Genomic DNA, 6,460 nt, shown 5'->3' on the forward strand with positions numbered 1-6,460 from the left:
GTAAGACAAGGAGGCTAATGAAGAGATGACTTTTAAACGCATATTTCTTATAGTAATGGATTCAGTTGGGATAGGCGAAGCACCTGATGCGAGGGCTTATAATGATGCAGGTGCGGATACCCTCGGGCATATCGCCAAATTTATGGACGGACTGGATATGCCGGTAATGGGTAAGCTTGGACTCTCAAACATTAAAGAAATTAAGGGGATTGAAAAAGCTGAAAAACCCCAAGCATACTACACAAAAATGCAAGAAGCATCGGTTGGAAAAGATACAATGACAGGTCATTGGGAGCTGATGGGCTTACATGTACAACAGCCGTTTCAAACTTTTCCTAACGGCTTTCCTGATGCACTGATCAAAGAGTTGGAAGAACGGACAGGAAGAAAAGTTATTGGAAATAAACCAGCATCTGGGACTGCAATTATTGATGAATTGGGACCAGAACATATGGAAACTGGGGCTCTCATTGTCTATACATCTGCTGATTCTGTATTACAAATTGCCTGTCATGAGGAAATCATTCCGATTGAAGAGCAATATCGGATTTGTGAAATTGCAAGAGAACTGACATTGAGAGAAGAATTCATGGTAGGTAGAGTCATTGCGAGACCGTTTATTGGTACTGCAGGAAACTTTACACGAACTGCCAATCGTCACGACTACGCATTAAAACCTTTTGGAAGGACAGTAATGAATGAATTAAAAGACCATAATTTAGATGTAATTGCCTTGGGCAAAATTTCTGATATTTATGATGGTGAAGGTATAACCGAGGCAATCCGTACGGTGGATAACGAAGACGGGATGACAAAAATAGTGGAATCGATGGATAAAGATTTTACAGGCTTAAGCTTTTTGAATTTAGTCGACTTTGACGCCAAATATGGACATCGAAGAGATCCGCAAGGGTATGGGGATGCATTGGAAGCCTTTGACGATCGGTTACCGGAAGTACTTAATAAACTGCAAGACAATGATTTATTGATTATCACGGCTGATCACGGCAATGATCCAACCCATCCAGGAACAGATCATACTAGAGAATATGTTCCATTGCTTGTTTATCATACAGGTATGGACCAAGGAAAAGAACTACCAATAAGGGAAACTTTTGCAGATGTCGGTGCAACGATTGCTGACAATTTTTCTGTTCCGTTACCTTCACATGGAACAAGTTTTTTAGATGATGTTAAAAGGAGATAACTTAGATGGTCAATGATAAAATTTTGGAAGCTACAACATATATCAAAAATAAATTAAACAGCACACCTACAATTGGTTTAATTCTAGGTTCAGGTTTGGGTGTATTGGCGGATGAAATTACGGAAGCCACTACTATACCATATGAAGAGATTCCGCATTTTCCTGTGTCCACCGTTTCGGGACATGCGGGCCAATTAGTTATTGGTCGATTAAGAGAAAAGCAAGTAATTGCGATGCAAGGCCGTTTCCATTTTTATGAGGGGTATTCAATGGAAGAGGTTACTTTTCCTGTTCGGGTAATGAGGAAGCTTGGTGTATCTCATTTAATTGTAACCAATGCAGCTGGTGGAATAAATGAAAACTATCACGCGGGAGACCTAATGTTCATAACCGATCATATTAATAATATGGGCACAAATCCGTTAATTGGAAAAAATGATGAATCACAAGGCGTGCGTTTCCCTGATATGTCTAATGCTTATGATCCTTCCCTGATTAGCATGGCAGAAAAATGTGCCAATGATAACGGAATAACCTACCGAAAAGGTGTTTATGTTGGAAATACAGGTCCATCTTATGAAACACCTGCAGAAATAAAAATGCTTCGCCTGTTAGGTGGTGATGCGGTTGGCATGTCAACAGTTCCCGAAGTAATTGTGGCAAATCATGTAGGTATGAAGGTTTTAGGGATATCCTGTATATCCAACATGGCTGCAGGAATACTGGATCAACCGCTTTCGCATGAAGAAGTAATTGAAACGACGGATAAGGTTCGTTCAAACTTTTTAGCTTTAGTTAAAGAAATCGTCTCAACTATAAACATTCATGAAAAAGGGTGATTCAAATGAACATGTATAGTCTAATAGAAAAGAAGCGGGATGGAGAAGCATTAACAGAAGAAGAAATTCACTTTGTTGTTTCAGGATATACGAATGGTGATATTCCAGATTATCAAGTAAGTGCCTTACTCATGGCAATTTATTTTCAAGGCATGACGGAAAAGGAACTTTCAAATCTTACAATGGCAATGGTCCATTCAGGTGATACCATTGATTTATCCAAAATTGAAGGAATAAAAGTCGATAAGCATTCTACAGGAGGAGTGGGGGATACAACTACATTAATCCTTGCCCCTTTAGTTGCTTCAGCTGGTGTTCCACTAGCCAAAATGAGTGGACGAGGTCTGGGACATACAGGAGGGACCATTGACAAGCTGGAAAGTGTACCAGGTTTCCATGTTGAACTGTCGACAGAAGAGTTTGTTGAGCTTGTAAATAAAAATAAAGTAGCGGTAATTGGGCAATCTGGTAATATTACACCAGCTGATAAGAAGCTCTACAGTTTAAGGGATGTAACAGCAACTGTAAATGCTATCCCACTTATTGCAAGTTCCATCATGAGTAAAAAAATTGCAGCAGGCTCCGATGCGATTGTTTTAGATGTTAAGACAGGAGCTGGTGCTTTTATGAAAGAGTTGGATGATGCTCGTGCACTTGCAAAATCAATGGTAAAGATTGGCAACCAGTTAAATAGGAATACGAAAGCAGTTATCTCCGATATGAGCCAACCGCTAGGATTTGCAATCGGTAATGCGCTTGAGGTTAAAGAAGCAATTGACACGTTGAAAGGCGCAGGACCAAAAGATTTGACTGAACTTTGCTTAGTGTTAGGAAGTCAAATGCTTGTAGCTGCGAAAAGGACGGATACGCTGGATGAAGCAAGACAAATTTTATCCGACAACCTCAAGAATGGAAAAGCAATATCTGTTTTTGAAACCTTCCTTAAGTCTCAGGGCGGAGATTCGTCGGTTGTCCACAATTCTGATCTTCTGCCAAAAGCGGCACTTCAAGTTGATTTACCATCCAAGTCATCGGGATACGTATCAAAAATAACAGCTAATGAACTTGGTACTGCGGCAATGATGCTTGGAGCAGGAAGACAGACTAAAGAATCAGAGATAGACTTGGCAGTTGGGCTCGTTTTGAATAAAAAAGTCGGGGACTTTGTGGAAAAAGGCGAGACCTTATTAACTATCCATTCGAATAGTGAAGATTTGGACGCTATTAAAGAAAATATTTACCAAAGTATTAAAGTTGATGAAAATAAAGTGGAACCACCAAAGTTAATCTATGAGTTAATTGATGGCTGATTCAATTTAACCCTTATTCATTTATATGAATAAGGGTTTTTTTATTGTGACGGACAACAGAATCGTATAAAAAAACCTCTTTTGGATATCATATTTCTATACTACATTTTTGGAGGTAAATCTATGAATAAAAGCAGGATAGTTATGGGGATCTGTTTTTTACTATTTACTAGTTTTGCTCCTTTACTAGAGGTCAGCGCAGCGTCGGAAGAGAATAATCAACCGAATCTTGCAGAAGAGGCAAAATCGGCTATTTTAATTGAACAGGATACCGGAACCATATTATTTGATAAAGATCCACATGAAAAATTGCCGCCAGCAAGCATGACTAAGGTTATGACCCTCCTATTGATCATGGAGGCTATTGATGATGGCAGCTTGTCATTAGATGAGAAAATCCGCGTGAGTGAAAATGCTTCATCTATGGGTGGTTCACAAATTTTCTTGGAAGCGGGCGAAGAAATGATGGTCGGAGATTTATTGAAGGGGATTGCCATTGCTTCTGCTAACGATGCTAGTGTTGCTCTAGCAGAACGTCTTTCAGGTAGTGAGGAAGCCTTTGTAAAAGAAATGAATGAAAAAGCGAAAGAGTTGGGACTTGAAAATACAAACTTCCAAAATACGACTGGACTGCCGGCCGAAAACCACTATAGTACTGCTTATGATATGGCTATGATGGCCCGTGAACTATTAAAACATGAAGAAGTAACGGAGTATACTTCCATTTATGAAGACTATTTAAGAAAAGGTACAGATAAAGAATTTTGGTTAGTAAACACGAATAAATTAGTAAGATTTTATCCAGGCGTAGATGGATTAAAAACGGGATATACAAGTGAAGCAAAATATTGTTTAACAGCAACTGCGAAAAATAATGATATGCGGGTTATTGCAGTGGTATTAGGCTTTGACAACTCAAAGACGAGGAATGCTGCAGTTTCTTCCATGCTTGATTATGCGTTTAATCATTTTGAAACGAAGAAGCTCTTTGATAAAGGAGATGTAATAACAGATATATCGATGGTGAAAGGTGACAGGAAAAAAACGAATATTGTTACCGCGCAACAAATCAGTACCCTGCATGCCAAGGGGGAGGACACAGAAAATCTGACAACAGAATATGAGTTAAACGAAGAGTTGACACTCCCGATCAAGAAAGGTGATCAGGTAGGAACCCTATATGTTAAAAATGGTGACGAACTGATTATGGAAGCACCATTAACCGTTGAACAATCTATTGAAAAAGCATCATTCTTTACATTATTAAAACGTTCATTGCAAGAAGTGACTGTTTTCGAATAAACAGCGCGAATTATAGAAAATACCAACTACTTTTGTCATGATGCAGGAATTGTTTAAGGAAATACAGAAACATAGAGTGAGGAATAAAAGAGGAGGAGATTATTTTGGGGCTACAATCCTTGTTTTCCGTTAAGGAGGATGTTCTAATTGTAAGATTATCGGGGGAACTAGATCACCATACAGCAGAATCTCTCCGTTCAGAATGGAAAGACATGCTCTACCAACATCCCGTTAAACATGTCCTGTTAAATTTGGATGGTATAACATTCATGGATAGTTCTGGTTTGGGGGTTATTCTGGGGAGGTATAAAGAGGTGTTGCAACTTGGTGGTGAAATGGTCGTTTGCTCTGTTTCACCATCCATCAAACGATTATTTGAGATGGCAGGTTTGTTTAAGATTATCCGACTTGCGGAGAATGAATCCTTTGCATTGGAAACTTTGGGGGTGGCGTCGTGAAAAATAGTATGCAACTTGAATTCTTAAGTGTCAGTGAAAATGAATCCTTTGCACGAGTTGCAGTTGCATCGTTCATCGCTCCGCTCGATCCAACAGTAGATGAGATGACCGAAATTAAAACCGTGGTCTCAGAAGCTGTAACGAATGCAATAATTCACGGTTATCAAAATGAGCCGGATCATTTTATCAAAATTACTTGTACGGTGGATGATTATGAAATCAAACTTCGAATAGAAGATAATGGACTTGGAATCGAAGATATTGAATCAGCTCGTGAACCATTATATACTTCAAAGCCGGAGTTGGAACGCTCTGGTATGGGGTTCACCATCATGGAAAATTTTATGGACCAAGTGGAAGTCATTTCCCATCCGGGCAAGGGTACAATATTGGAAATGTCCAAACAGTTAATTAAAAATAAAACGGTATATAATTAGGATGAATGCCGATGAATCTTAATATGAAAGCCGAATCAAGTAAGCATAAGCTTACGAACGAAGAAGTGAAAGAACTAATATTGCAAAGCCAAAACGGTAATAAAGAAGCACGAGATTTTTTAGTTGAACAAAACGTTCGGCTTGTATGGTCTGTAGTGCAGCGGTTTATTAATCGCGGTTATGATCCAGACGACCTCTTTCAAATTGGAAGTATTGGTTTGATCAAATCCATTGATAAGTTCGATTTATCCTATGATGTTCGTTTTTCCACATATGCCGTCCCAATGATAATTGGGGAAATTCAGCGTTTCATTCGTGACGATGGTAGTGTTAAGGTCAGCAGAACGTTAAAAGAGACAGGCAATAAGATTAGAAGGGCTAAAGACTCCCTAACGAAGAAACTCGGGAGATCGCCGACGGTAAATGAAATGGCAAAGGAATTGGATATTCCAGCAGAAGAAATTATCCATGCCGAAGAGGCGGCAAGAACACCTCAATCCATACATGAGACAGTCTTTGAGAATGATGGTGACCCAATAACATTACTCGACCAAATCTCAATAGAAGATTCGAAGTGGTTTGAAAAACTATCATTGGAAGAAGCGATTCAGCATTTGGATGAAAGGGAACGCCTTATTGTTTATCTACGTTATTATAAGGATCAAACACAAACCGAAGTGGCAGAACGCTTAGGAATATCTCAAGTTCAAGTCTCTAGGATAGAGAAGAAACTATTACAAGAAATAAAGGAATACTTAGGTGTATAACAATCAAGCAGCAAGGAAATCATTTCCTTGTTGCTTTTTTATTATGGTCTTCGAAAACCCTCGGCTACGCCGGGGGTTCCGTAGAGCTTCTAGCGTGGGGTCAAAAAAGGCCTCCTTCATGGTAAAATATGGTTGGTTTC

Annotated in this window: 7 protein-coding genes; all 7 read left to right on the forward strand. The window is 39.2% G+C overall.

Annotated elements, in window-relative coordinates; genetic code table 11:
- Window positions 1-25: 25 nt before the first annotated feature.
- The 7 genes from deoB to sigF all read left to right on the forward strand — a co-directional run bounded on the left by deoB (window position 26) and on the right by sigF (window position 6,320).
- Window positions 26-1,207 (forward strand): phosphopentomutase, encoded by a 1,182-nt coding sequence (deoB, locus tag ACFSBH_RS20835; protein ID WP_379599538.1) that lies wholly within the window; start codon window positions 26-28, stop codon window positions 1,205-1,207.
- 5 nt (window positions 1,208-1,212) lie between these two features.
- Window positions 1,213-2,046: a purine-nucleoside phosphorylase gene (locus ACFSBH_RS20840; protein ID WP_251510225.1), complete on the forward strand. Its 834-nt coding sequence runs from the start codon at window positions 1,213-1,215 to the stop codon at window positions 2,044-2,046.
- Window positions 2,047-2,051: 5 nt separating this feature from the next.
- Window positions 2,052-3,356: a pyrimidine-nucleoside phosphorylase gene (locus ACFSBH_RS20845; protein ID WP_251510226.1), complete on the forward strand. Its 1,305-nt coding sequence runs from the start codon at window positions 2,052-2,054 to the stop codon at window positions 3,354-3,356.
- 123 nt (window positions 3,357-3,479) lie between these two features.
- On the forward strand, window positions 3,480-4,658 hold the full coding sequence (locus tag ACFSBH_RS20850) for a D-alanyl-D-alanine carboxypeptidase family protein (protein WP_251510227.1): 1,179 nt from the start codon (window positions 3,480-3,482) through the stop codon (window positions 4,656-4,658).
- Between the two features lie 104 nt (window positions 4,659-4,762).
- Window positions 4,763-5,116: an anti-sigma F factor antagonist gene (gene spoIIAA / locus ACFSBH_RS20855; RefSeq protein WP_251510228.1), complete on the forward strand. Its 354-nt coding sequence runs from the start codon at window positions 4,763-4,765 to the stop codon at window positions 5,114-5,116.
- Window positions 5,113-5,553, forward strand: a complete 441-nt coding sequence (gene spoIIAB, locus ACFSBH_RS20860; protein ID WP_251510229.1) for an anti-sigma F factor — start codon at window positions 5,113-5,115, stop codon at window positions 5,551-5,553. Before spoIIAA ends, spoIIAB begins: the two co-directional genes overlap by 4 nt.
- Window positions 5,554-5,564: 11 nt before the next feature.
- Window positions 5,565-6,320 carry an RNA polymerase sporulation sigma factor SigF gene (gene sigF, locus ACFSBH_RS20865; protein WP_251510230.1) on the forward strand — a complete coding sequence of 252 codons (756 nt, stop codon included), beginning with the start codon at window positions 5,565-5,567 and terminating at the stop codon, window positions 6,318-6,320.
- Window positions 6,321-6,460: the final 140 nt, after the last annotated feature.

The organism is Oceanobacillus luteolus (assembly GCF_042678205.1).
Classification (GTDB): domain Bacteria; phylum Bacillota; class Bacilli; order Bacillales; family Amphibacillaceae; genus Oceanobacillus; species Oceanobacillus luteolus.